25 protein-coding genes are annotated in these 23,874 nt (G+C 66.9%); 24 read left to right on the top strand and 1 reads right to left on the bottom strand.

What is annotated here, in order from left to right:
- Positions 1 to 308: 308 nt before the first annotated feature.
- Positions 309 to 3,782 (top strand): DNA-directed RNA polymerase subunit beta, encoded by a 3,474-nt coding sequence (gene rpoB / locus ABH931_RS19270; RefSeq protein ID WP_370114854.1) that lies wholly within the window; start codon positions 309 to 311, stop codon positions 3,780 to 3,782.
- A 118-nt stretch (positions 3,783 to 3,900) separates the two neighbouring features.
- A complete protein-coding gene (locus ABH931_RS19275) occupies positions 3,901 to 7,800 on the top strand; it encodes a DNA-directed RNA polymerase subunit beta' (RefSeq protein ID WP_370114856.1) in 3,900 nt (1,299 codons plus the stop codon).
- A gap of 104 nt (positions 7,801 to 7,904) precedes the next feature.
- Here the strand turns inward: ABH931_RS19275 and ABH931_RS19280 are convergent, their stop codons facing one another.
- Complete coding sequence (locus ABH931_RS19280; RefSeq protein WP_370114858.1) at positions 7,905 to 9,131, bottom strand: DUF2786 domain-containing protein; 1,227 nt, start codon at positions 9,129 to 9,131, stop codon at positions 7,905 to 7,907.
- A gap of 171 nt (positions 9,132 to 9,302) precedes the next feature.
- Here ABH931_RS19280 and ABH931_RS19285 point away from each other — a divergent pair, with 171 nt between their 5' ends.
- The 22 genes from ABH931_RS19285 (at position 9,303) to rpsH (ending at position 23,855) form a co-directional block, all read left to right on the top strand.
- Positions 9,303 to 10,640: a DUF2637 domain-containing protein gene (locus ABH931_RS19285; RefSeq protein WP_370114859.1), complete on the top strand. Its 1,338-nt coding sequence runs from the start codon at positions 9,303 to 9,305 to the stop codon at positions 10,638 to 10,640.
- A 67-nt stretch (positions 10,641 to 10,707) separates the two neighbouring features.
- The gene (locus tag ABH931_RS19290; RefSeq protein ID WP_370114920.1) at positions 10,708 to 11,280 is read left to right on the top strand and encodes a DUF1707 and DUF4190 domain-containing protein; all 573 of its coding nucleotides are present in this window, start codon (positions 10,708 to 10,710) and stop codon (positions 11,278 to 11,280) included.
- A gap of 318 nt (positions 11,281 to 11,598) precedes the next feature.
- Positions 11,599 to 11,970, top strand: coding sequence for a 30S ribosomal protein S12 (gene rpsL / locus ABH931_RS19295; protein ID WP_014144289.1), 372 nt, complete (start codon positions 11,599 to 11,601; stop codon positions 11,968 to 11,970).
- A 3-nt stretch (positions 11,971 to 11,973) separates the two neighbouring features.
- Positions 11,974 to 12,444: a 30S ribosomal protein S7 gene (gene rpsG, locus ABH931_RS19300; RefSeq protein WP_042451736.1), complete on the top strand. Its 471-nt coding sequence runs from the start codon at positions 11,974 to 11,976 to the stop codon at positions 12,442 to 12,444.
- A 42-nt stretch (positions 12,445 to 12,486) separates the two neighbouring features.
- Positions 12,487 to 14,592, top strand: coding sequence for an elongation factor G (fusA, locus tag ABH931_RS19305; protein WP_370114861.1), 2,106 nt, complete (start codon positions 12,487 to 12,489; stop codon positions 14,590 to 14,592).
- Between the two features lie 167 nt (positions 14,593 to 14,759).
- On the top strand, positions 14,760 to 15,953 hold the full coding sequence (gene tuf / locus ABH931_RS19310) for an elongation factor Tu (protein ID WP_370114863.1): 1,194 nt from the start codon (positions 14,760 to 14,762) through the stop codon (positions 15,951 to 15,953).
- Positions 15,954 to 16,414: 461 nt separating this feature from the next.
- The gene (rpsJ, locus tag ABH931_RS19315; protein WP_020549238.1) at positions 16,415 to 16,723 is read left to right on the top strand and encodes a 30S ribosomal protein S10; all 309 of its coding nucleotides are present in this window, start codon (positions 16,415 to 16,417) and stop codon (positions 16,721 to 16,723) included.
- A 16-nt stretch (positions 16,724 to 16,739) separates the two neighbouring features.
- Positions 16,740 to 17,384, top strand: coding sequence for a 50S ribosomal protein L3 (rplC, locus tag ABH931_RS19320; RefSeq protein WP_370114865.1), 645 nt, complete (start codon positions 16,740 to 16,742; stop codon positions 17,382 to 17,384).
- 4 nt (positions 17,385 to 17,388) lie between these two features.
- A complete protein-coding gene (gene rplD / locus ABH931_RS19325; RefSeq protein ID WP_370114867.1) occupies positions 17,389 to 18,066 on the top strand; it encodes a 50S ribosomal protein L4 in 678 nt (225 codons plus the stop codon).
- Positions 18,066 to 18,383 carry a 50S ribosomal protein L23 gene (rplW, locus tag ABH931_RS19330; protein WP_042451749.1) on the top strand — a complete coding sequence of 106 codons (318 nt, stop codon included), beginning with the start codon at positions 18,066 to 18,068 and terminating at the stop codon, positions 18,381 to 18,383. The genes rplD and rplW overlap by 1 nt, the downstream gene beginning before the upstream one ends.
- A 42-nt stretch (positions 18,384 to 18,425) precedes the next feature.
- Entirely contained in the window at positions 18,426 to 19,262 is an 837-nt protein-coding gene (gene rplB, locus ABH931_RS19335) for a 50S ribosomal protein L2 (protein WP_370114869.1), read from the top strand.
- Positions 19,263 to 19,273: 11 nt separating this feature from the next.
- Positions 19,274 to 19,555 carry a 30S ribosomal protein S19 gene (gene rpsS / locus ABH931_RS19340; protein WP_042367679.1) on the top strand — a complete coding sequence of 94 codons (282 nt, stop codon included), beginning with the start codon at positions 19,274 to 19,276 and terminating at the stop codon, positions 19,553 to 19,555.
- 46 nt (positions 19,556 to 19,601) lie between these two features.
- A complete protein-coding gene (gene rplV, locus ABH931_RS19345) occupies positions 19,602 to 19,949 on the top strand; it encodes a 50S ribosomal protein L22 (protein WP_042451909.1) in 348 nt (115 codons plus the stop codon).
- A complete protein-coding gene (rpsC, locus tag ABH931_RS19350; protein ID WP_370114871.1) occupies positions 19,949 to 20,773 on the top strand; it encodes a 30S ribosomal protein S3 in 825 nt (274 codons plus the stop codon). The genes rplV and rpsC overlap by 1 nt, the downstream gene beginning before the upstream one ends.
- 2 nt (positions 20,774 to 20,775) lie before the next feature.
- Positions 20,776 to 21,195: a 50S ribosomal protein L16 gene (gene rplP / locus ABH931_RS19355; protein WP_042367673.1), complete on the top strand. Its 420-nt coding sequence runs from the start codon at positions 20,776 to 20,778 to the stop codon at positions 21,193 to 21,195.
- On the top strand, positions 21,192 to 21,416 hold the full coding sequence (gene rpmC, locus ABH931_RS19360) for a 50S ribosomal protein L29 (protein ID WP_042367671.1): 225 nt from the start codon (positions 21,192 to 21,194) through the stop codon (positions 21,414 to 21,416). Before rplP ends, rpmC begins: the two co-directional genes overlap by 4 nt.
- The gene (rpsQ, locus tag ABH931_RS19365) at positions 21,416 to 21,688 is read left to right on the top strand and encodes a 30S ribosomal protein S17 (RefSeq protein ID WP_042451758.1); all 273 of its coding nucleotides are present in this window, start codon (positions 21,416 to 21,418) and stop codon (positions 21,686 to 21,688) included. Before rpmC ends, rpsQ begins: the two co-directional genes overlap by 1 nt.
- Positions 21,689 to 21,806: 118 nt before the next feature.
- Entirely contained in the window at positions 21,807 to 22,178 is a 372-nt protein-coding gene (gene rplN, locus ABH931_RS19370) for a 50S ribosomal protein L14 (protein ID WP_042451761.1), read from the top strand.
- Between the two features lie 15 nt (positions 22,179 to 22,193).
- On the top strand, positions 22,194 to 22,517 hold the full coding sequence (rplX, locus tag ABH931_RS19375; RefSeq protein ID WP_196193609.1) for a 50S ribosomal protein L24: 324 nt from the start codon (positions 22,194 to 22,196) through the stop codon (positions 22,515 to 22,517).
- Entirely contained in the window at positions 22,517 to 23,086 is a 570-nt protein-coding gene (gene rplE / locus ABH931_RS19380; RefSeq protein WP_370114874.1) for a 50S ribosomal protein L5, read from the top strand. Before rplX ends, rplE begins: the two co-directional genes overlap by 1 nt.
- A 3-nt stretch (positions 23,087 to 23,089) precedes the next feature.
- A complete protein-coding gene (locus ABH931_RS19385) occupies positions 23,090 to 23,275 on the top strand; it encodes a type Z 30S ribosomal protein S14 (RefSeq protein WP_037575347.1) in 186 nt (61 codons plus the stop codon).
- Between the two features lie 172 nt (positions 23,276 to 23,447).
- Entirely contained in the window at positions 23,448 to 23,855 is a 408-nt protein-coding gene (gene rpsH / locus ABH931_RS19390) for a 30S ribosomal protein S8 (RefSeq protein ID WP_042387004.1), read from the top strand.
- Positions 23,856 to 23,874 lie beyond the last annotated feature (19 nt).

The following is a 23,874-nucleotide window of genomic DNA, read 5'->3' on the forward strand; positions in this document are numbered from 1 at the left end:
CCACAGGGCGCCCCCGGGAGGGGGTGTCCCGCGAGGTAGGGAGTTCTGAGATTCGGTCTCCGAATCCGGACTGGACAGCAGTGCGGCCTATGGCTACACTGTCCCTTTGCGCTGCCTTTTAGCTGCTCCGTGACTCGTCGCCCGGAGTTCGCGCTGCCCTGACCAGGGGTGGCACCCCGCCCGCGCACCGGCTGTGACCAGGGAAGATCCCCTGGCCCAGGGCCCGGTGCGAGAGCGCGGATGCTACCCGTGAGACGGGCGGGCCCGGTACGCGCGTAGTGAGTCCGAGCCCTCGGAAGGACCCCCTCTTGGCCGCCTCGCGCAACGCCTCGAACACCTCCGCATCCACCGCCCCGCTCCGCATTTCCTTCGCGAAGATCAAGGAGCCCCTTGAGGTTCCTAACCTCTTGGCGCTCCAGACCGAGAGCTTTGACTGGCTCCTCGGCAACGCCGCATGGAAGGCGCGAGTCGACGCTGCCCTCGATGAGGGCCACGCAGTCCCGACCAAGTCCGGCCTGGAGGAGATCTTCGAGGAGATCTCCCCGATCGAGGACTTCTCCGGGTCCATGTCGCTGACGTTCCGCGACCACCGTTTCGAGCCCCCGAAGAACTCGATCGACGAGTGCAAGGACCGCGACTTCACGTACGCGGCCCCGCTCTTCGTCACGGCCGAGTTCACCAACAACGAGACTGGTGAGATCAAGTCCCAGACGGTCTTCATGGGCGACTTCCCCCTGATGACCAACAAGGGCACCTTCGTCATCAACGGCACCGAGCGTGTCGTCGTGTCCCAGCTGGTCCGTTCCCCGGGTGTCTACTTCGACACCACGCTGGACAAGACCTCGGACAAGGACATCTACACCTCCAAGGTCATCCCCTCGCGTGGGGCGTGGCTGGAGATGGAGATCGACAAGCGCGACATGGTCGGTGTCCGCATCGACCGCAAGCGCAAGCAGTCGGTCACGGTGCTGCTCAAGGCGCTGGGCTGGACCTCCGAGCAGATCCTGGAGGAGTTCGGCCAGTACGAGTCGATGCGCGCCACCCTGGAGAAGGACCACACCCAGGGCCAGGACGACGCGCTGCTCGACATCTACCGCAAGCTGCGTCCGGGCGAGCCGCCGACGCGCGAGGCCGCGCAGACGCTTCTGGAGAACCTCTACTTCAACCCGAAGCGTTACGACCTGGCCAAGGTCGGCCGGTACAAGATCAACAAGAAGCTCGGTGTCGCCCAGGGGATCGACTCCGGGGTGCTGACCGTCGACGACATCATCGCGACGATCCGCTACCTGGTGCAGCTCCACGCCGGTGAGACCGAGCAGGTCGCGCCGAACGGGACGACGATCGTCATCGAGGACGACGACATCGACCACTTCGGCAACCGTCGTCTGCGCAACGTCGGCGAGCTCATCCAGAACCAGGTCCGCACGGGTCTGGCTCGTATGGAGCGCGTCGTGCGCGAGCGCATGACCACCCAGGACGTCGAGGCGATCACGCCGCAGACCCTGATCAACATCCGGCCGGTCGTCGCCTCCATCAAGGAGTTCTTCGGCACCAGCCAGCTGTCCCAGTTCATGGACCAGACGAACCCGCTGTCGGGCCTGACCCACAAGCGTCGTCTGTCCGCGCTGGGCCCCGGTGGTCTGTCCCGTGAGCGCGCCGGCTTCGAGGTCCGTGACGTGCACCCGTCCCACTACGGACGCATGTGCCCGATCGAGACCCCGGAAGGCCCGAACATCGGTCTGATCGGTTCGCTCGCCTCCTACGGCCGCGTCAACGCGTTCGGCTTCGTGGAGACGCCGTACCGCCGCGTCGTCGAGGGTGTCGTCACCGACGACCTGGACTACCTGACGGCCGACGAGGAGGACCGCTTCGTCATCGCGCAGGCCAACGCGCCGCTGACGGACGAGAACACCTTCGCCGAGGCCCGTGTCCTGGTCCGCCGCCGTGGCGGCGAGATTGACTACATCCCCGGTGTCGAGATCGACTACATGGACGTCTCGCCGCGCCAGATGGTGTCGGTCGCGACCGCCATGATCCCGTTCCTCGAGCACGACGACGCCAACCGCGCGCTCATGGGCTCGAACATGATGCGCCAGGCCGTTCCGCTGCTGAAGAGCGAGTCCCCGCTCGTCGGCACCGGCATGGAGTATCGCGCCGCCGTCGACGCCGCGGACGTCATCACCGCCGACAAGGACGGTGTGGTCCAGGAGGTCTCCGCGGACTACGTCACCGTCGCCAACGACGACGGCACCTACACCACCTACCGGGTGGCCAAGTTCACGCGCTCCAACCAGGGCACGGCCTTCAACCAGAAGGTCATCGTGGACGAGGGTGCCCGCATCATCGCCGGCCAGGTCCTGGCCGACGGCCCGTGCACCGACGAGGGCGAGATGGCCCTCGGCAAGAACCTGCTCGTGGCGTTCATGCCGTGGGAGGGTCACAACTACGAGGACGCGATCATCCTGTCGCAGCGCCTCGTGCAGGACGACGTCCTCTCCTCGATCCACATCGAGGAGCACGAGGTCGACGCCCGTGACACCAAGCTCGGCCCCGAGGAGATCACCCGGGACATCCCGAACGTCTCCGAGGAGGTCCTGGCGGACCTCGACGAGCGCGGCATCATCCGCATCGGCGCCGATGTCACCACCGGTGACATCCTGGTCGGCAAGGTCACGCCCAAGGGCGAGACCGAGCTGACCCCGGAGGAGCGCCTGCTGCGCGCCATCTTCGGTGAGAAGGCCCGTGAGGTCCGCGACACCTCGCTGAAGGTGCCGCACGGTGAGTCCGGCAAGGTCATCGGCGTGCGCGTCTTCGACCGCGAGGAGGGCGACGAGCTGCCGCCCGGCGTGAACCAGCTGGTCCGCGTCTACGTCGCGCAGAAGCGCAAGATCACCAACGGTGACAAGCTCGCCGGCCGTCACGGCAACAAGGGTGTCATCTCCAAGATCCTCCCGGTCGAGGACATGCCGTTCCTCGAGGACGGCACCCCGGTCGACATCGTGCTCAACCCTCTCGGTGTCCCGTCCCGAATGAACCCGGGACAGGTGCTGGAGACCCACCTCGGCTGGCTCGCCAAGACCGGCTGGGACGTCTCGGGCATCGCTGAGGAGTGGGCCCGCCGTCTGCAGAAGATCGGCGCGGACACCGCGGAGGCCGGCACCAACCTGGCCACCCCGGTCTTCGACGGCGCCCGCGAGGACGAGATCACCGGCATGCTGGACAACACCACGCTCACCCGTGACGGTGACCGCCTGGTGAACGCCACCGGCAAGGCCCGGCTCTTCGACGGCCGCTCCGGCGAGCCGTTCCCGATGCCGGTCTCGATCGGCTACATGTACATCCTCAAGCTGCACCACCTGGTCGACGACAAGCTCCACGCCCGTTCGACCGGTCCGTACTCGATGATCACCCAGCAGCCGCTGGGTGGTAAGGCGCAGTTCGGTGGTCAGCGCTTCGGTGAGATGGAGGTGTGGGCCCTTGAGGCCTACGGCGCCGCCTACGCCCTGCAGGAGCTCCTCACCATCAAGTCCGACGACGTGCTCGGCCGCGTGAAGGTCTACGAGGCCATCGTCAAGGGCGAGAACATCCCTGAGCCCGGCATCCCCGAGTCCTTCAAGGTCCTCATCAAGGAGATGCAGTCGCTCTGCCTGAACGTGGAGGTGCTGTCGTCCGACGGTATGTCCATCGAGATGCGTGACTCCGACGAGGACGTGTTCCGCGCTGCGGAGGAGCTCGGTATCGACCTGTCCCGGCGCGAGCCGAGCAGCGTCGAAGAGGTCTGACAGGGGTAGGGCCGGCCTCCGCGTGAGCGAGGCCGGCCCGCCACCCCCAGGCCCCCTTTCAGACCAGACGTAAACGACCCCCACCCTGTTCCTGGGGTGACGAAAGGGATTGACGAGAGTGCTCGACGTCAACTTCTTCGATGAGCTGCGAATCGGCCTGGCCACCGCTGACGACATCCGTCAGTGGTCGCACGGCGAGGTCAAGAAGCCCGAGACCATCAACTACCGCACCCTCAAGCCGGAAAAGGACGGGCTCTTCTGCGAGAAGATCTTCGGCCCCACCCGGGACTGGGAGTGCTACTGCGGTAAGTACAAGCGTGTCCGCTTCAAGGGCATCATCTGCGAGCGCTGCGGCGTCGAGGTCACTCGCGCCAAGGTGCGTCGTGAGCGGATGGGCCACATCGAGCTGGCCGCCCCTGTCACGCACATCTGGTACTTCAAGGGCGTCCCGTCGCGCCTCGGCTACCTCCTGGACCTTGCCCCCAAGGACCTCGAGAAGGTCATCTACTTCGCCGCCTACATGATCACGTGGGTGGACGACGAGCGCCGCACCCGTGACCTGCCCTCCCTGGAGGCGCACGTCTCGGTCGAGCGCCAGCAGATCGAGCAGCGCCGCGACTCCGACCTGGAGAACCGCGCCAAGAAGCTCGAGGCCGACCTCGCCGAGCTGGAGAACGAGGGCGCCAAGGCCGACGTTCGCCGCAAGGTGCGCGAGGGTGCCGAGCGCGAGATGAAGCAGCTGCGCGACCGCAACCAGCGTGAGCTGGACCGCCTCGACGAGGTGTGGGCGCGCTTCAAGTCCCTCAAGGTCCAGGACCTCGAGGGCGACGAGCTGCTCTACCGCGAGCTGCGCGACCGCTTCGGCACCTACTTCTCGGGCTCGATGGGCGCCCAGGCGCTTCAGCGTCGCCTGGAGTCCTTCGACCTGGAGGAGGAGGCCGAGAAGCTCCGCGAGATCATCAAGACGGGCAAGGGCCAGAAGAAGACCCGCGCCCTGAAGCGTCTCAAGGTCGTCTCCGCGTTCCTGCAGACCAACAACAAGCCGGCCGGCATGGTCCTGGACTGCGTCCCGGTCATCCCGCCGGACCTGCGTCCGATGGTGCAGCTGGACGGTGGCCGCTTCGCCACCTCCGACCTGAACGACCTGTACCGCCGCGTCATCAACCGCAACAACCGCCTGAAGCGGCTTCTCGACCTCGGCGCGCCCGAGATCATCGTGAACAACGAGAAGCGCATGCTCCAGGAGGCCGTGGACTCGCTGTTCGACAACGGCCGTCGTGGCCGTCCGGTCACCGGTCCGGGCAACCGCCCGCTGAAGTCCCTGAGCGACATGCTCAAGGGCAAGCAGGGTCGTTTCCGTCAGAACCTGCTCGGCAAGCGCGTCGACTACTCGGCCCGTTCGGTCATCGTCGTCGGCCCGCAGCTCAAGCTGCACCAGTGCGGTCTGCCGAAGGCCATGGCGCTGGAGCTCTTCAAGCCGTTCGTGATGAAGCGCCTGGTGGACCTGAACCACGCGCAGAACATCAAGTCGGCCAAGCGCATGGTCGAGCGTGCCCGCCCGGTCGTGTGGGACGTGCTCGAAGAGGTCATCGCCGAGCACCCGGTTCTGCTGAACCGTGCGCCCACGCTGCACCGCCTCGGCATCCAGGCCTTCGAGCCGCAGCTGGTCGAGGGCAAGGCCATCCAGATCCACCCGCTCGTCTGCACCGCGTTCAACGCGGACTTCGACGGTGACCAGATGGCCGTCCACCTGCCGCTCTCCGCGGAGGCGCAGGCCGAGGCCCGCATCCTGATGCTGTCCTCGAACAACATCCTCAAGCCGGCCGACGGCCGCCCGGTCACGATGCCGACGCAGGACATGGTCCTGGGTCTGTTCTTCCTGACCAGCGACCGCGAGCTGGACACGCTCAAGGGCGTCGGCCGTGCCTTCGGCGCGACCCCGGAGGCCGTCATGGCCTTCGACGCCAAGGAGCTGGACCTGCAGGCCCCGATCGACCTGCGTCTGCCCGCCGGCACGGTTCCGCCGCGCGGCTGGACCCCGCCGGTCGACGAGGACGGCAAGTCCACGTGGGTCGAGGGCGAGCAGCTGCGTCTGCGGACGACCCTGGGCCGCGCGCTCTTCAACGAGCTGCTGCCCGAGGACTACCCGTTCGTCGACTACGAGGTCGGCAAGAAGCAGCTCTCGGCGATCGTCAACGACCTGGCCGAGCGCTACCCCAAGGTCACCGTCGCGGCGACCCTGGACAACCTCAAGGCGGCCGGTTTCCACTGGGCCACCCGCTCCGGCGTCACGGTGTCCATCTCGGACGTCGTCGTGCCGCCGAGCAAGCCGCAGATCCTCGAGGGCTACGAGGCTCAGGCCGAGAAGGTCCAGAAGCAGTACGAGCGCGGTCTGATCACCCGTGACGAGCGCCAGCAGGAGCTCGTCGCGATCTGGACCAAGGCGACCAACGAGGTCGCCGAGGCGATGAACGCGAACTTCCCGAAGACGAACCCCATCTTCATGATGGTCGACTCGGGTGCTCGTGGAAACATGATGCAGATGCGTCAGATCGCCGGTATGCGTGGTCTGGTGTCCAACGCCAAGAACGAGACGATCGCCCGCCCCATCAAGGCGTCGTTCCGTGAGGGTCTGTCCGTGCTGGAGTACTTCATCTCCACCCACGGTGCCCGTAAGGGTCTGGCCGACACCGCCCTGCGTACCGCCGACTCCGGCTACCTCACCCGTCGTCTGGTCGACGTCTCCCAGGACGTCATCATTCGCGAGGAGGACTGCCAGACGGAGCGCGGTCTCAAGCTGCCGATCGCGACGGTGGCGGCCGACGGCTCGCTGCGCAAGGTCGACAACGTCGAGACGTCGGTCTACGCCCGCACGCTGTCCGAGGACATCGTGATCGATGGTCAGGTCATCGCCCCCGCGGGCGTGGACCTGGGCGACGTCATGATCGACGAGGTGGTCCGCCACGGCGTCTCCGAGGTCAAGATCCGCTCGATCCTGACCTGTGAGTCCGCCGTCGGCACCTGCGCCATGTGCTACGGCCGCTCGCTGGCCACCGGCAAGCTGGTCGACATCGGTGAGGCGGTCGGCATCATCGCCGCCCAGTCCATCGGTGAGCCCGGCACCCAGCTGACGATGCGTACCTTCCACACCGGTGGTGTGGCCGGTGACGACATCACCCAGGGTCTGCCGCGTGTCGTCGAGCTCTTCGAGGCCCGTAACCCGCGTGGTGTGGCCCCGATCGCGGAGGCGGCCGGCCGCATCCGCATCGAGGACACCGAGAAGACCCGCAAGGTCGTCATCACGCCGGACGACGGCAGCGACGAGATCGCCTACCCGGTCTCCAAGCGCGTCAAGCTGCTGGTCGAGGAGGGTTCCTGGATCGGCGTCGGCGAGAAGATCACCGCCGGTACCGTGAACCCGCACGACGTGCTGCGCATCATGGGTCAGCGCGCGGTGCAGGTGCACCTGGTGGAGGAAGTCCAGAAGGTCTACAACTCCCAGGGTGTGTCGATCCACGACAAGCACATCGAGATCATCATCCGGCAGATGCTGCGCCGCGTGACGATCATCGAGTCGGGCGACGCCGAGCTGCTCCCGGGCGAGCTCGTCGAGCGCGGCCGCTTCGAGGTCGAGAACCGTCGTGTGGTCTCCGAGGGCGGTCACCCCGCCTCCGGCCGTCCGCAGCTGATGGGTATCACCAAGGCCTCGCTGGCCACCGAGTCCTGGCTGTCGGCCGCCTCCTTCCAGGAGACGACCAGGGTCCTGACGGACGCGGCGATCCACGCCAAGTCCGACCCGCTGCTGGGCCTCAAGGAGAACGTCATCCTCGGTAAGCTCATCCCGGCCGGTACGGGTCTGCCCCGCTACCGCAACATCCGGGTGGAGCCCACGGAGGAGGCGAAGGCCGCGATGTACTCCGCCGTCGGCTACGACGACATGGACTACTCGCCCTTCGGCGCCGGCTCCGGCCAGGCCGTCCCGCTGGACGACTACGACTACGGCCCGTACACGGGCTGAGGTTGCTCCAAAGCCGCAGGGCGGCTGCGTTCCCGAAAGGGGTTCGCAGCCGCCCTGCGGCTTTTCTGTCCGGCTTCTGTTCGGCTTCTGTTCGGCTTCTCCGTTCAGCGCGGCAGGCGCCCCTGGCCGTGCAACTGGGCCCGGTCGGCGGCGGCGCGGCCCTGTTCCCAGCCGTCGGGGTCGGAGACGCGGATGGCGCGGCCCTTCCTGAGGCTCGGGAAGAGCGTCGAGGTGTGGGTCTCCACGGCCGCCTGGCGGGCCGCCAGGACGGGGAGGAGGTCCCCGGCCGAGGCCGCGCCCGTCGTCTCCGCCACCGCCTGCGCCGTGGCCGCGGTGAGGCGCTCACGGATGCGGCTGGCGTAGGCGACCAGGAAGGACTGGCGGAACGCCTTGCTGCGGCCGCCCTGCTGGACCGACCCGCTGTTCATCGCGGTGACGCCCTGCACCAGCAGGGAGGTGAAGAGCAGCTCCACCGCGTCCAGGTCCGCGTCGAAGCCGACGACGGTGCAGAAGCCGTTCTGTTTGTCCCAGACCGACTGGGCGCGGTTCGCGGCCGCGACCGCGTCCAGCAGCAGTGCCTTCGCCGACTCGTAGGGGTTGTCGATGCCGATGCGGACCGCGCCCGGCAGGGTGCGGTTCCCGTTGCGCGCGGCCAGCAGGGCGTCATCGATGCTGTGGCGGGCCATCAGCTCCTGGGCCTTGGCGGTGAACGCCTCCGCCTCCTCGGCGAAGGTCGTCGCCTCCGCCTTGGCCAGCAGTGCGCGGATGCGCGCCAGCTGCTTGGGCTCGCCCGCGACCGGTGCGGTCAGGGGCGCGGCGCCGACGCCGGGCGCCGGGCCGACCGGTGTGAGCGCCGGGGCCGTGCCCCACAGGCGCAGCAGCTCCAGCAGGTGGATCAGCGCGGCGAACCGATCCAGGCGCAGCCGCCCGGAGGCCTGGTCGAGCCAGGCGTCGTCGTCGGCCCAGCGCGGGCTCGCCGCGTCGAGTTCGCGCAACTGCTCGGTCCAGCGGTGGTCGAGCGCGGCGGGGGAGTAGCGGCGGGCCTCGGCGGCGATCAGGTCGACGGCGAGCGTGACGTGCGCGGGGCGCAACTGCCGGCGGGTGAGCCTGACCAGATCGGCCGGACGCCAGTGGCCGCGGGTCCACAGCACGCCGAGCAACTCCTCGCCCTGGCGCAGGAGTTCACGGTCGATCCGGGCCCCTCGCGGAGCCTCGGCGGCCAGCCGGGAGGCCCAGTCCTCGACGGTGCGCTCGGCCTGTCGCGGCGGTGCGTAGCGGGTCTCCTGGAGGGCCTTCGCGACCAGCTCGCGCGTGCCCGTATCCGTGCTCATGCCTCCAGTGTCTCAAGGCCGACCACGGTCCTCGAAGATCACGATTCATGCACAGGGGGCCCCGCACGCGGTTCGCACCCAACTCGCTCACGTGTCCGACACAGCCGTATGGCAAGCTGTGTCCCGCTCCAGGCCCCCAGCGACCCCCGAAGCACGAAGCGAGCACGCCCCATGGCCGACCGCCCCGTGATAACCAAGGCCCACCGCCGACTCATCGGCATCGTGGGCGCCGGCGCGTTCATCATCGCCGGTATCGGTTTCGCAGGCTCCTACTCCGCCGTCCGCCTGCTCGCCACCCGCAAGGGGTTCGGGCTCTTCGCGTACGTGTTCCCGATCGGCGTCGACGTCGGCATCGCGGTGCTGCTCGCGCTCGACCTGGTGCTGACCTGGCTGCGGATCCCGTTCCCGCTGCTGCGCCAGGCCGCCTGGCTGCTGACGGTCGGGACGATCGTCTTCAACGCGGCCTCCTCCGTCGGCGACCCGCTGGCGATGGGCATGCACGCGATCATCCCGCTGCTCTTCATCGTCGTGGTCGAGGCCGCGCGGCACGCGGTCGGCAGGATCGCGGACATCACCGCGGACCGCTACATGGAGTCGGTCCGGCTGCTGCGCTGGATCCTCTCGCCGATCCCGACCTTCCGGCTCTGGCGCCGGATGAAGCTGTGGGAGCTGCGCTCCTACGACGAGACCATCCGGCTGGAGCAGAACCGCCTGGTCTACCGGGCGCGGCTGCGCGCCCAGTACGGGCGCGCCTGGCGCTACCGGGCCCCGCTGGAGCTGCTGTTGCCGCTGAAGCTGGCCCGCTACGGCGTCCCGCTCGACCTGGAGGTGTTCCGCGGTCACCGGGACTTCCAGGAGGAGCTCGGCCCGTTCGCGGCTCCCGCGCTGGAGGCGCCGCTCCCGCATCCGGAGCCGATGCGGCAGCCGACGCACCGAACCGCGCAACCGGCAGTGCAGCAGCCGGCGCGACAGCCGGCGCAGCAAGCCGCGCAGCAACCGGTGCAGCAAGCAGCACAGCAAGCCGCGCAGCAACCGGTGCAGGAGGTGCCGCAGCCGGTCGCATCACCCGTTCAGCCGCAACCGCAGCAGCAGCCGGCGCCGGTCGATCCGCTCGTCGTCGACACCCTCACGACGATGGTGCGCAACCGTCACCGTCGCCTGCTCAACGTTCCGGACCTCACCCCCCAGCCGGAGGCCGTGGAGGGGGAGGAGAGCCCGAGCGACCCGAACACCCGCGGGATCGGCTGGCTGCCGAACCAGCAGCCCCCGTACCCGCCGCCGGGCCCGGAGGCCTGGTTCGCGCCGCCGCGCGACGGGGAGCCGCAGCTGGACCTGTACTTCGAGGCGCTCAGCTCCTTCATGGACGCCTACGGCCAGGAGCCGGACCCCCAGCAGCTCAGCGCGTACCTGGCGAGCGAGTACGACACCCAGGTGGCACCGACGCTGTTGGACCGTCACTGGGAGGAACTGCGCAAGCGCTACGCGGAGCGGGTCGAGACTTCGTCCTGAACCATGCGGGATCCCCGTTCGTCTTGCACTATGAGGAGAGCAGGCGAGCGGGGAGGTCGCAGTGTCGATGATGCAGCCGGGGGGCCCTTGGCCCCTGCCGCAGTCCGCGATGCGCGCGGCGCAGGCGGACCGGGAACGGACCGTGGACGTGCTCAAGGCCGCCTTCGCCGAGGGGCGCCTGACCACGGACGAGTACCACGACCGCAGTGAGCGCGCGCAGCACGCGCAGACCTACGGGCAGCTCCAGATGCTGGTGCAGGACCTGCCGGTGGGCCCGATGCCCACGCCGATGCTGCCGCCCCCGCCCGTGGCCTTCGCCGCGCCGCCGCGCGCGCCGCTCGGGCCGATGGGCATGGCCAGCGCGCCGATCCCGCCCTACGGCTACGCGCCTCCGGCCTGGCCGCCGGTGCGGCGCCGGACCAACGGACCGGCCCTCGCGTCGCTGCTGCTGGGCCTCGGGCAGGTCTTCAGCTTCGGGGTGACCGGTGTGCCGGCGCTGATCTGCGGGATCGTCGCCAAGGGCCAGTTGAAGGTCCGCGACGAGGAGGGCGACGGCATGGCCACCGCCGGCATCATCCTCGGCAGCCTGGGCACGCTGCTGTGGGGATTCTTCTTCCTTCTGGCCGCCACCCGGGGCTAGGGTCTGTCTGTCGGGCGGGTGTCGGGCGGGTGACTGGCCCGCCGACTTGACAGTGGGCGGTTGCGTCCACATCCATTTGTTTTGACCGGGGCCCTTGCGCTAGGTACGCTCTGACCTTGTGCCTGGGGTGTCCCCCGGTCTCTCGCGCGTGCGTGCATATCGGCCGCCGCGCCACGGGATACCGCGCTTCCACACACTCGAGCTTCGCCAGCCCGGGATCTGTGCAAGACGTCCGACACACCCGACCGCGTGGGTCGGGAGTCGGTGAGACGCACCAGGTTAGTTTCACCAGCCTTGGCACAGAGAATCGGAGATACGGTGCCTACGATCCAGCAGCTGGTCCGAAAGGGCCGGCAGGACAAGGTCGAGAAGAACAAGACGCCCGCACTGAAGGGTTCGCCCCAGCGTCGCGGCGTCTGCACGCGTGTGTACACGACCACCCCGAAGAAGCCGAACTCGGCTCTCCGTAAGGTCGCCCGTGTGCGCCTCACCAGCGGGATCGAGGTCACCGCTTACATTCCGGGTGAGGGTCACAACCTGCAGGAGCACTCCATCGTGCTCGTGCGTGGCGGTCGTGTGAAGGACCTGCCGGGTGTGCGTTACAAGATCATCCGCGGCTCCCTTGACACCCAGGGTGTCAAGAACCGCAAGCAGGCCCGCAGCCGCTACGGCGCCAAGAAGGAGAAGTAAAAAATGCCTCGTAAGGGCCCTGCCCCGAAGCGCCCGGTCATCATCGACCCGGTTTACGGCTCCCCTGTGGTGACCCAGCTCGTCAACAAGATCCTCCTGCACGGCAAGCGCTCCACGGCTGAGCGCATCGTGTACGGCGCCCTCGAGGGCGTCCGCGAGAAGACCGGCAACGACCCGGTGGTCGCGCTCAAGCGCGCCCTGGAGAACGTCAAGCCGACTCTCGAGGTCAAGTCCCGCCGCGTCGGCGGTGCGACCTACCAGGTCCCGATCGAGGTCAAGCCGGGTCGCGCCAACACGCTGGCCCTGCGCTGGCTGGTCGGTTACTCCCGCGCTCGTCGTGAGAAGACCATGACCGAGCGTCTGCTCAACGAGATCCTGGACGCCAGCAACGGTCTGGGCGCCTCCGTGAAGCGTCGCGAGGACACCCACAAGATGGCCGAGTCCAACAAGGCCTTCGCGCACTACCGCTGGTAGTCCGAACCCCGTCAGAACCAAGAAAGAGAGAGACTGGCCACCATGGCTGCAACCTCCCTTGACCTGGCCAGGACCCGCAACATCGGGATCATGGCCCACATCGACGCGGGCAAGACCACCACGACTGAGCGCATCCTGTTCTACACCGGTGTGTCTTACAAGATCGGTGAGGTCCACGACGGCGCTGCCACGATGGACTGGATGGAGCAGGAGCAGGAGCGCGGCATCACGATCACGTCGGCCGCGACGACCTGTCACTGGACCGTCGACGGCGTCGACAACACCATCAACATCATCGACACCCCGGGTCACGTCGACTTCACCGTCGAGGTGGAGCGTTCGCTCCGCGTGCTCGACGGCGCCGTGACGGTGTTCGACGGTGTCGCCGGTGTCGAGCCGCAGTCCGAGACGGTGTGGCGTCAGGCCGACCGTTACGGCGTCCCGCGCATCTGCTTCGTGAACAAGCTGGACCGTACCGGCGCGGAGTTCTTCCGCTGTGTCGACTCCATCGTCGACCGCCTGGGCGCCACCCCGCTGGTCATGCAGCTGCCGATCGGTGCCGAGTCCGACTTCACCGGTGTCGTCGACCTGGTGAAGATGAAGGCTCTGGTCTGGTCCGCCGAGGCGACCAAGGGCGAGATGTACGACACCGTCGACATCCCGGCCTCGCACACCGAGCTCGCCGAGGAGTACCGGGCCAAGCTGCTCGAGACCTCCGCGGAGGGCGACGACCAGCTGATGGAGATGTTCCTCGAGGGCCAGGAGCCCACCGAGGAGGAGCTCATCGCGGGTATCCGTCGTGGCACCCTGGCCTCCAGCTTCACCCCGGTCTTCTGCGGCACCGCGTTCAAGAACAAGGGCGTCCAGCCCCTGCTCGACGCCGTCGTGAAGTACCTGCCGTCGCCGCTGGACATCGAGTCCATCGTCGGCCACAAGCCGGGCGACGAGTCGGTCGAGGTCATCCGGCACGCGTCGGACGAGGAGCCGCTGTCGGCTCTGGCGTTCAAGATCATGTCTGACCCGCACCTGGGCAAGCTCACCTTCGTCCGCGTGTACTCCGGGCGTCTCGAGGCCGGCACCGCCGTCCTCAACTCGGTGAAGGGCCGCAAGGAGCGCATCGGCAAGATCTACCGCATGCACGCGAACAAGCGTGAGGAGATCGACGCGGTGGGCGCCGGCGACATCGTCGCCGTCATGGGCCTCAAGCAGACCACCACCGGTGAGACGCTGAGCGACGACAAGAACCCGGTCATCCTGGAGTCCATGGACTTCCCGGCCCCGGTCATCCGCGTCGCCATCGAGCCCAAGTCCAAGGGTGACCAGGAGAAGCTGGGTATCGCCATCCAGCGTCTCGCGGAGGAGGACCCCTCCTTCCAGGTCAACACGGACGAGGAGACCGGCCAGACCATCATCGCGGGTATGGGCGAGCTGCACCTCGAGGTGCTGGTCGACCGTATGAAGCGTGAGTTCAAGGTCGAGGCCAACGTCGGCAAGCCGCAGGTGGCCTACCGCGAGACGATCCGCAAGGCCGTCGAGCGCATTGACTACACCCACAAGAAGCAGACGGGTGGCTCCGGTCAGTTCGCCAAGGTCCAGATCGCGATCGAGCCGCTGGAGTCCGGCGAGGGCTACGAGTTCGTGAACGCCGTCACCGGTGGTCGCGTGCCTCGTGAGTACATCCCCTCGGTCGACGCCGGTGCGCAGGAGGCCATGGAGTTCGGCATCCTCGCCGGCTACCCGCTCCAGGGTGTCCGCGTGACGCTGCTCGACGGTGCCTCGCACGACGTCGACTCCTCCGAGCTCGCGTTCAAGATCGCCGGTTCGATGGCGTTCAAGGAGGGTGCTCGCAAGGCGTCCCCCGTGCTGCTCGAGCCGATGATGGCCGTCGAGGTCACCACGCCCGAGGACTACATGGGCGACGTGATCGGCGACATCAACTCTCGCCGTGGCCAGATCCAGGCCATGGACGAGCGTTCCGGCGCCCGCGTCGTCAAGGCGCTCGTCCCGCTGTCCGAGATGTTCGGCTACGTCGGTGACCTGCGCAGCAAGACCTCGGGCCGCGCCAGCTACTCCATGCAGTTCGACTCGTACGCCGAGGTTCCCAAGAACGTGGCGGAAGAGATCGTGGCGAAGGCCAAGGGCGAGTAAGTACCTCGCATACCGGGGGAACCCGGTGCGAAACCTCGCATAGGCTGTACGGAGGTGGTCCTGGGGTCCACGTGACTCACGTGGTCCCCGGGCTCCTCCGGCCCCACACCCCACAGACCACCTGACGTCGAACGGCGTACAGAAACTGTCCTCAGGAGGACCCCAAAGTGGCTAAGGCCAAGTTCGAGCGAGTCAAGCCGCACGTCAACATCGGCACCATCGGTCACATCGACCACGGCAAGACGACCCTGACTGCCGCGATCACCAAGGTGCTGCACGACGCGTACCCGGACATCAACCCCTTCACGCCGTTCGACCAGATCGACAAGGCGCCGGAGGAGCGTCAGCGCGGTATCACCATCTCCATCGCGCACGTCGAGTACCAGACCGAGGCGCGTCACTACGCCCACGTCGACTGCCCGGGTCACGCGGACTACATCAAGAACATGATCACCGGTGCCGCCCAGATGGACGGCGCGATCCTGGTCGTGGCCGCCACCGACGGCCCGATGCCGCAGACCAAGGAGCACGTCCTCCTGGCCCGCCAGGTCGGCGTCCCCTACATCGTTGTCGCCCTGAACAAGGCCGACATGGTGGACGACGAGGAGATCCTGGAGCTCGTCGAGCTCGAGGTCCGCGAGCTGCTCTCCGAGTACGAGTTCCCGGGCGACGACCTCCCGGTCGTCCGCGTCTCCGCGCTGAAGGCGCTGGAGGGCGACAAGGAGTGGGGCGAGAAGCTCCTCGGCCTGATGCACGCCGTCGACGAGGCCATCCCGACCCCGGACCGCGACGTCGACAAGCCGTTCCTGATGCCGATCGAGGACGTCTTCACGATCACCGGTCGTGGCACCGTCGTCACCGGTCGTATCGAGCGTGGTGTCCTCAAGGTCAACGAGACCGTCGACATCATCGGCATCAAGACCACCAAGACCACCACCACGGTCACGGGCATCGAGATGTTCCGCAAGCTGCTCGACGAGGGCCAGGCCGGTGAGAACGTCGGTCTGCTGCTCCGTGGCATCAAGCGCGAGGACGTCGAGCGCGGCCAGGTCATCATCAAGCCGGGTACGGTCACGCCGCACACCGACTTCGAGGCCCAGGCCTACATCCTGTCGAAGGACGAGGGTGGCCGTCACACCCCGTTCTTCAACAACTACCGCCCGCAGTTCTACTTCCGTACCACGGACGTGACCGGCGTCGTGACCCTCCCCGAGGGCACCGAGATGGTCATGCCGGGCGACAACACCGGCATGACGGTCGCGCTGATCCAGCCGATCGCCATGGAGGAGGGCCTGAAGTTCGCCATCCGTGAGGGTGGTCGTACGGTCGGCGCCGGCCAGGTCACCAAGATCATCAAGTAATTGATGATTCACTGACTTAGCGTCAGGAAGCCCCCACCAGCTTGCTGGTGGGGGCTTTTTGTTTGCCCCCGTCGGGCTTGATTGGCGTCCACCCTGTCCGGTATGGCACACTAGTCAAGTTGCTCGGTTGAGCGCCGATGTTGCGCGCCTCCCGTCCGAAAGGCCGGAGGACCGAAAGCGAGTCCCACAGTACTCGTCGTGCCCGTGATGGCCGTTTGTCTGTGATCCAGCACGCCTGGACGAGACGCGGCAGCTGCGGCGTGAAAGTACGGGAATCTTTCGGGAAGCGTAGTCAAAGGCGTCGATCCGGTGTTTCCGCCAAGCCTTCATATGCGCAGGGCTCGCCCTTTAGCAAGATGGCGACACGCCCGACCGCGTGGGTCGGCGGAGCACCCCGAATGACTCCATCCGGAGAAGCTCGGTGCAGAGGCAACAGACGACAAGAAGGACTACGAGTAGCCATGGCGGGACAGAAGATCCGCATCCGGCTCAAGGCCTACGACCACGAGGTCATCGACTCCTCGGCGAAGAAGATCGTCGAGACGGTGACGCGTACTGGTGCGCAGGTCGCGGGCCCGGTGCCGCTGCCCACTGAGAAGAACGTGTACTGCGTCATCCGCTCGCCGCACAAGTACAAGGACTCGCGCGAGCACTTCGAGATGCGCACGCACAAGCGCCTGATCGACATTCTCGACCCGACGCCCAAGACCGTTGACTCTCTGATGCGACTCGACCTGCCGGCCGGTGTCGACATCGAGATCAAGCTCTGAGGGGCGTGAGCTGAGAATGGCTAAGCAGATCAAGGGCATCCTGGGCGAGAAGCTCGGCATGACGCAGGTCTGGGACGAGAACAACCGCATCGTCCCGGTGACCGTCGTCAAGGCCGGCCCGAACGTCGTGACCCAGGTCCACACCGCTGATGGCACCGGCTACGACGCCGTGCAGATCGGCTTCGGCGACATCGACCCGCGCAAGGTGAACAAGCCCCTCGCGGGTCACTTCGCCAAGGCCGGCGTGACCCCGCGCCGCCACCTGGTCGAGCTCCGCACCAGCGACGCGTCCGAGTACACCCTGGGCCAGGAGATCACCGCTGAGGTGTTCGAGGCCGGTATCAAGGTCGACGTGACCGGTACCAGCAAGGGCAAGGGCTTCGCCGGTGTCATGAAGCGTCACAACTTCAAGGGCCTCGGCGCCGGTCACGGCGTGCAGCGCAAGCACCGCTCGCCCGGTTCCATCGGTGGCTGCGCCACCCCCGGTCGCGTCTTCAAGGGTATGAAGATGGCCGGTCGCATGGGCCACGAGCGTGTCACCACGCAGAACCTCACCATCCACGCCGTTGACGCGGAGAAGGGTCTGCTGCTCATCAAGGGCGCAATCCCCGGTCCGAACGGCGGCCTCATCCTGGTCCGCACTGCGGCGAAGGGGGCCTGAAGCAATGAGCTCCATCAACGTTCTCTCCCCCGCGGGTGAGACCGTCGGCACCGTCGAGCTGCCGGCTGAGATCTTCGACGCGCGCGTCAGCGTTCCGCTGCTGCACCAGGTCGTCGTCGCTCAGCTCGCCGCGGCTCGTCAGGGCACGCACAAGACCAAGCGTCGTGGCGAGGTCCGTGGTGGCGGCAAGAAGCCGTACCGCCAGAAGGGCACCGGCCGCGCCCGTCAGGGTTCGACCCGTGCGCCGCAGTTCGCCGGTGGTGGCGTCGTGCACGGTCCCGTGCCGCGTGACTACTCGCAGCGGACCCCCAAGAAGATGAAGGCCGCCGCTCTGCGTGGCGCCCTCACCGACCGGGCCCGCCACAACCGCATCCACGTCGTCACCGGCGTGACCGCGACCGAGGCGCCGTCCACCAAGTCGGCGCGCACGCTGTTCGGCAAGATCAGCGAGCGCAAGAACGTCCTGCTGGTCGTCGAGCGCGATGACGAGCTGACGCTCCTGAGCGCCCGCAACCTGCCGACCGTGCACGTCCTGGACGCCGGTCAGCTGAACACCTACGACGTGCTCGTCTCCGACGACGTGGTCTTCACTCAGGCCGCCTTCGAGCGTTTCGTGGCCGGTCCGGTCGCGTCCGCCAAGGCTGTCGCCGCTGAGGGCGAGCTCGATGGGAGCGCCGCCTGATGAGCGAGATCACGAGCAAGACGTTCACGGACCCCCGTGACGTCCTGATCAAGCCGGTCATCTCGGAGAAGAGCTACGCGCTCCTCGACGAGTCCAAGTACACGTTCATCGTGTCGCCGGACGCCAACAAGACCCAGATCAAGCAGGCCGTCGAGGCCGTGTTCTCGGTCAAGGTCGCCGACGTCAACACGATCAACCGCAAGGGCAAGCGCAAGCGCTCCCGCACCGGTTTCGGCAAGCGCAAGGACACCAAGCGCGCCATCGTGACGCTGGCAGAGGGCAGCATCGACATCTTCGGGAACGCCCCGGCCGCCTGAGGCGCCAGGGGAATCCCGTAACGGTTAAGGACAGAAGAAGCCATGGGCATCCGCAAGTACAAGCCGACAACGCCGGGCCGTCGCGGCTCCAGCGTTGCCGACTTTGTCGAGATCACGCGGTCCGAGCCGGAGAAGTCGCTGGTCCGCCCGCTGCACAGCAAGGGCGGTCGCAACAACACCGGTCGTATCACGACCCGCCACCAGGGTGGCGGTCACAAGCGTGCGTACCGTGTTATCGACTTCCGTCGTCACGACAAGGACGGCGTCCCGGCCAAGGTCGCGCACATCGAGTACGACCCGAACCGCACCGCGCGCATCGCGCTGCTGCACTACGCAGACGGCGAGAAGCGCTACATCATCGCTCCGGCCAAGCTCGGCCAGGGCGACCGGGTTGAGAACGGCCCCGGCGCCGACATCAAGCCGGGCAACAACCTCCCGATCCGGAACATCCCGGTCGGTACGGTCATCCACGCCATCGAGCTCCGTCCCGGTGGCGGTGCGAAGATCGCCCGCTCCGCGGGCTCCTCGGTGCAGCTGCTGGCGAAGGAGGGCGTCTACGCCCACCTGCGCATGCCGTCGGGCGAGGTCCGCCTCGTCGACGCGCGCTGCCGCGCGACCGTTGGCGAGGTCGGCAACGCCGAGCAGTCCAACATCAACTGGGGCAAGGCCGGCCGTATGCGCTGGAAGGGCGTCCGCCCGACCGTGCGTGGTGTCGCCATGAACCCGATCGACCACCCGCACGGTGGTGGTGAGGGTAAGACCTCCGGTGGTCGCCACCCGGTTTCGCCGTGGGGTCAGAAGGAGGGTCGTACTCGCAAGCTGAAGAAGGCTAGCGACAAGATGATCGTCCGCCGCCGCAAGACGAACAAGAAGCGCTAGGAGCAGTCTCGATGCCGCGCAGTCTCAAGAAGGGGCCCTTCGTCGACGACCACCTCATGAAGAAGGTGGACAGTCAGAACGAGGCCGGTACCCAGAACGTCATCAAGACCTGGTCCCGTCGCTCCATGATCGTTCCGGCGATGCTGGGGCACACCCTCGCGGTGCACGACGGCCGCAAGCACATCCCGGTGTTCGTCACCGAGTCGATGGTCGGCCACAAGCTCGGCGAGTTCGCGCCGACCCGCACGTTCAAGGGTCACGTCAAGGACGACCGCAAGTCCAAGCGTCGCTGACCTGCGAAGCGAAGACACGATGACAATCACCATCAAGGGGACAACCATGGAAGCCAGGGCAGCGGCGCGGTACATCCGCGTAACGCCCATGAAGGCCCGCCGCGTGGTGGACCTTGTCCGTGGCATGAGTGCCACGGAGGCCCAGGCGGTCCTGCGATTCGCTCCGCAGGCCGCGTCTGTGCCCGTTCTCAAGGTGCTCAACAGCGCCGTTGCGAACGCCGCGCACAACTACAACCACAACGACGTCGACAGCCTCTACATCTCCGAGGCCTACGTCGACGAGGGCCCGACCCTCAAGCGTTTCCGTCCGCGGGCCCAGGGCCGCGCGTACCGGATCCGCAAGCGGACGAGCCACATCACCGTGGTCGTCGCGTCGAAGGAAGGGACCCGGTAATGGGCCAGAAGGTTAACCCGCACGGGTTCCGTCTCGGCATCACCACGGACTTCAAGTCCCGGTGGTACGCCGACAAGCTGTACAAGGACTACGTCAAGGAAGACGTCGCCATCCGTCGGATGATGACGTCCGGCATGGAGCGCGCCGGCATCTCGAAGGTTGAGATCGAGCGCACCCGTGACCGCGTGCGGGTGGACATCCACACCGCCCGTCCGGGCATCGTCATCGGCCGTCGCGGCACCGAGGCCGACCGCATCCGCGGCGACCTCGAGAAGCTGACCGGCAAGCAGGTCCAGCTGAACATCCTCGAGGTCAAGAACCCCGAGCTGGACGCCCAGCTCGTGGCTCAGGGCGTCGCGGAGCAGCTGTCCTCCCGCGTCTCCTTCCGTCGCGCCATGCGTAAGAGCATGCAGGGCACGATGAAGTCCGGCGCCAAGGGCATCAAGGTCCAGTGCTCCGGTCGTCTGGGCGGCGCTGAGATGTCCCGCAGCGAGTTCTACCGTGAGGGTCGTGTGCCGCTGCACACGCTCCGCGCCAACGTGGACTACGGCTTCTTCGAGGCCAAGACCACCTTCGGTCGCATCGGTGTCAAGGTCTGGATCTACAAGGGTGATGTCAAGAACATCGCCGAGGTCCGCGCCGACAACGCCGCTGCCAAGGCCGGGAACCGTCCGCCGCGCGCGGGTGGCCCGGGCGAGCGCCCCCGTCGGGGCGGCGACCGTCCCGCCGGCGGCCGTGGCCGCCGTCCGCAGCAGAACGCCGAGGCCGCCGCTCCCGCGGCGACCGACGCTCCGGCTGCGGCTGAGACCACTACGGAGGCCTGACCATGCTGATCCCTCGCAGGGTCAAGCACCGCAAGCAGCACCACCCCAAGCGTCGTGGTGCGGCCAAGGGCGGTACCGAGGTTACGTTCGGCGAGTGGGGCCTGCAGGCCGTCACCCCGGCGTATGTGACGAACCGGCAGATCGAGTCCGCTCGTATCTCCATCACGCGTCACATCAAGCGTGGCGGCAAGGTGTGGATCAACATCTACCCGGACCGTCCGCTGACGAAGAAGCCTGCCGAGACCCGCATGGGTTCCGGTAAGGGTTCGCCGGAGTGGTGGATCGCCAACGTGCACCCGGGTCGGGTCATGTTCGAGCTGTCCTACCCGAACGAGAAGATGGCTCGTGAGGCGCTGACGCGTGCGGCTCACAAGCTCCCGATGAAGTGCCGGATCGTCCGGCGCGAGGCAGGTGAGAGCTGATGGCCGGCACCAAGGCTGCTGAGCTCCGTGAGCTGGACAACGAGGGTCTCGTTGCGCAGCTGCGTGAGCGCAAGGAGGAGCTGTTCAACCTCCGCTTCCAGGCGGCGACCGGGCAGCTCGACAACCACGGGCGGCTCAAGCTCGTCAAGAAGGACATCGCGCGGATCTACACCCTGATGCGCGAGCGCGAGCTGGGCATCGACACGGTGAAGGACGCCTGATGACTGACAACACCAACGAGACGCGCGGTTTCCGCAAGACCCGTGAGGGTCTCGTCGTCAGCGACAAGATGGACAAGACCGTCGTCGTCGCCGTCGAGGACCGCGTCAAGCACGCGCTGTACGGCAAGGTCATCCGCCGTACCAACAAGCTGAAGGCGCACGACGAGGCCAACGCCTGCGGCATCGGTGACCGCGTTCTCCTCATGGAGACGCGTCCCACTTCCGCGACGAAGCGCTGGCGCGTCGTCGAGATCCTCGAGAAGGCCAAGTAACGAACGCGATTGGGTGCCGCCGTATGTGCCCGGGACTCCCTGCCTCGAAAGAGGCGGGGGAGTGCTCGGGTGAGCAGCGGCGGACCCGGTCCCGATCGTTGACGATCAGGAGAAAGACGTGATCCAGCAGGAGTCGCGACTGCGTGTCGCCGACAACACGGGCGCAAAGGAAATCCTTTGCATCCGCGTTCTCGGTGGCTCCGGCCGGCGCTACGCGGGCATCGGCGACGTCATCGTGGCGACCGTCAAGGACGCGATCCCCGGTGGCAATGTGAAGAAGGGCGACGTGGTCAAGGCCGTCATCGTCCGGACCGTGAAGGAGCGCCGTCGTCCCGACGGTTCCTACATCCGGTTCGACGAGAACGCCGCCGTCATCCTCAAGAACACCGACGGTGACCCCCGTGGTACCCGCATCTTCGGCCCGGTGGGCCGTGAGCTGCGTGAGAAGAAGTTCATGAAGATCATCTCGCTCGCGCCGGAGGTGCTCTAACCAATGGCTAACAGCATGAAGATCAAGAAGGGTGACCTGGTCCAGGTCATCACCGGCAAGGACAAGGGCAAGCAGGGCAAGGTCATTCAGGCCTTCCCGACGACGTCCAAGGTCCTGGTCGAGGGTGTCAACCGGGTCAAGAAGCACACCAAGGCCACGCCCACCGCCAACGGCTCCCAGGCCGGCGGCATCGTGACCGTCGAGGCCCCGATCCACGTGAGCAACGTTCAGCTCGTTGTGGAGAAGGACGGCAAGAAGGTCGTCACCCGCGTCGGCTACCGATTCGACGAGCAGGGCAACAAGATCCGCGTTGCCAAGCGCACCGGTGAGGACATCTGATGACCGACACCTCGATTGAGAAGGTCAGCCCCCGTCTCAAGGAGCGCTACCGCTCCGAGATCAAGGGTCAGCTGCACGAGCAGTTCGCTTACGAGAACGTCATGCTGATCCCCGGCCTGGTCAAGGTCGTGGTCAACATGGGTGTGGGCGACGCCGCCCGCGACTCGAAGCTGATCGACGGTGCGGTCAAGGACCTCACCGCGATCACCGGCCAGAAGCCGACCGTGACCAAGGCTCGCAAGAGCATCGCGCAGTTCAAGCTGCGTGAGGGTCAGCCGATCGGCGCCCACGTCACCCTTCGTGGTGACCGCATGTGGGAGTTCCTGGACCGCCTGGTGTCGCTGGCGCTGCCGCGTATCCGCGACTTCCGTGGTCTCTCGCCGAAGCAGTTCGACGGCAAGGGCAACTACACGTTCGGTCTGACCGAGCAGGTCATGTTCCACGAGATCGACCAGGACAAGGTCGACCGTCCGCGTGGTATGGACATCACCGTGGTGACCACCGCCCAGACCGACGACGAGGGCCGGGCGCTGCTGCGGGCTCTCGGCTTCCCCTTCAAGGAGAGCTGACCCATGGCGAAGAAGGCGCTGATCGCCAAGGCGGAGCGTAAGCCGAAGTTCGGCGTCCGGGGTTACACCCGGTGCCAGCGCTGCGGCCGTCCGCACTCCGTGTACCGCAAGTTCGGCCTCTGCCGTGTCTGCCTTCGTGAGATGGCGCACCGCGGCGAGCTGCCGGGCGTGACCAAGAGCTCCTGGTAATCCTCCAGAAGCCCTGAGGTAAGCAACCTCGGAACAGCCGGGCTCCCGGCCTCCTGTAACCTTTGGAGGTCGGGGCCCGCGCTGCCCCGAATTTCTTACTACACCGCAGGTCCCGTGCCCCTTCTGCAAACGAGGCGCGCGGAAACCACGGTGAGAGAGGCCACAGGCCATCATGACCATGACCGACCCGATCGCAGACATGCTGACGCGTCTGCGAAACGCGAACTCGGCCTACCACGACTCCGTCGTGATGCCCCACTCGAAGATCAAGACTCACATCGCTGAGATCCTCAAGCAGGAGGGTTACATCACCTCCTGGAAGGTCGAGGACCCGAGCGAGGGCGAGGTCGGCAAGAAGCTGACCATCGACCTGAAGTTCGGCCCGAACCGTGAGCGCTCGATCGCGGGCATCAAGCGGATCTCGAAGCCGGGTCTGCGGGTCTACACCAAGTCCACCGCTATGCCGAAGGTGCTCGGCGGCCTGGGCGTGGCGATCATCTCCACGTCGCAGGGTCTGCTCACCGGCCAGCAGGCTGCCAAGAAGGGCGTGGGTGGGGAAGTCCTCGCCTACGTCTGGTAACTAAGGGAAACGGAGGTAC

Source organism: Streptacidiphilus sp. MAP12-33 (assembly GCF_041261265.1).
Taxonomy (GTDB): domain Bacteria; phylum Actinomycetota; class Actinomycetes; order Streptomycetales; family Streptomycetaceae; genus Streptacidiphilus.

Excerpts from the sequence above, each read along its gene's own strand:
- ABH931_RS19280 (WP_370114858.1), bottom strand. The coding sequence starts at position 9,131 with ATGAGCACGGATACGGGCACGCGCGAGCTGGTCGCGAAGGCCCTCCAG.
- ABH931_RS19285 (WP_370114859.1), top strand. The coding sequence starts at position 9,303 with ATGGCCGACCGCCCCGTGATAACCAAGGCCCACCGCCGACTCATCGGC.
- ABH931_RS19290 (WP_370114920.1), top strand. The coding sequence starts at position 10,708 with ATGATGCAGCCGGGGGGCCCTTGGCCCCTGCCGCAGTCCGCGATGCGC.
- rpsG (WP_042451736.1), top strand. The coding sequence starts at position 11,974 with ATGCCTCGTAAGGGCCCTGCCCCGAAGCGCCCGGTCATCATCGACCCG.
- fusA (WP_370114861.1), top strand. The coding sequence starts at position 12,487 with ATGGCTGCAACCTCCCTTGACCTGGCCAGGACCCGCAACATCGGGATC.
- rpsJ (WP_020549238.1), top strand. The coding sequence starts at position 16,415 with ATGGCGGGACAGAAGATCCGCATCCGGCTCAAGGCCTACGACCACGAG.
- rplC (WP_370114865.1), top strand. The coding sequence starts at position 16,740 with ATGGCTAAGCAGATCAAGGGCATCCTGGGCGAGAAGCTCGGCATGACG.
- rplD (WP_370114867.1), top strand. The coding sequence starts at position 17,389 with ATGAGCTCCATCAACGTTCTCTCCCCCGCGGGTGAGACCGTCGGCACC.
- rplW (WP_042451749.1), top strand. The coding sequence starts at position 18,066 with ATGAGCGAGATCACGAGCAAGACGTTCACGGACCCCCGTGACGTCCTG.
- rplB (WP_370114869.1), top strand. The coding sequence starts at position 18,426 with ATGGGCATCCGCAAGTACAAGCCGACAACGCCGGGCCGTCGCGGCTCC.
- rpsS (WP_042367679.1), top strand. The coding sequence starts at position 19,274 with ATGCCGCGCAGTCTCAAGAAGGGGCCCTTCGTCGACGACCACCTCATG.
- rplV (WP_042451909.1), top strand. The coding sequence starts at position 19,602 with ATGGAAGCCAGGGCAGCGGCGCGGTACATCCGCGTAACGCCCATGAAG.
- rpsC (WP_370114871.1), top strand. The coding sequence starts at position 19,949 with ATGGGCCAGAAGGTTAACCCGCACGGGTTCCGTCTCGGCATCACCACG.
- rplP (WP_042367673.1), top strand. The coding sequence starts at position 20,776 with ATGCTGATCCCTCGCAGGGTCAAGCACCGCAAGCAGCACCACCCCAAG.
- rpsQ (WP_042451758.1), top strand. The coding sequence starts at position 21,416 with ATGACTGACAACACCAACGAGACGCGCGGTTTCCGCAAGACCCGTGAG.
- rplX (WP_196193609.1), top strand. The coding sequence starts at position 22,194 with ATGAAGATCAAGAAGGGTGACCTGGTCCAGGTCATCACCGGCAAGGAC.
- rplE (WP_370114874.1), top strand. The coding sequence starts at position 22,517 with ATGACCGACACCTCGATTGAGAAGGTCAGCCCCCGTCTCAAGGAGCGC.
- ABH931_RS19385 (WP_037575347.1), top strand. The coding sequence starts at position 23,090 with ATGGCGAAGAAGGCGCTGATCGCCAAGGCGGAGCGTAAGCCGAAGTTC.
- rpsH (WP_042387004.1), top strand. The coding sequence starts at position 23,448 with ATGACCATGACCGACCCGATCGCAGACATGCTGACGCGTCTGCGAAAC.